This window comes from Stenotrophomonas sp. SrG (assembly GCF_050031795.1).
GTDB lineage: Bacteria > Pseudomonadota > Gammaproteobacteria > Xanthomonadales > Xanthomonadaceae > Stenotrophomonas > Stenotrophomonas rhizophila_A.
Genome location: NZ_JBNBBE010001560.1, coordinates 1 through 232 on the forward strand (window position 1 = coordinate 1; position 232 = coordinate 232).

At 72.8% G+C, this 232-nt stretch carries 1 protein-coding gene; it reads right to left on the reverse strand.

Features of this window, described 5'->3' with window-relative positions; all coding sequences use genetic code 11:
• Positions 1–232: cation:proton antiporter (locus ACQG3P_RS24610; RefSeq protein WP_426806511.1), on the reverse strand; the 232-nt coding region annotated here is incomplete at both ends.

The window sequence follows — 232 nt, forward strand, 5'->3', positions numbered from 1 at the left end:
TCTGCGCGCGGCGCTCCTGGTGCCGAACAGCTTGCCCAGCGTGGCCACCGCGATCACCACCGCGCACAGCAGCAGGTCGCTGCCCTGCAGCGCCTCGGCGCGCATGCGCAGGCCGGTCATGGCGAAGAACAACGGCCGCAGCAGGGTGACCGCGAACGGCTCGACGCGGGCGCTCAACAACCCGCGCAGCTGCGCATTCGACGAGACGGCGACGCCGGCCGCAAACGCGCCG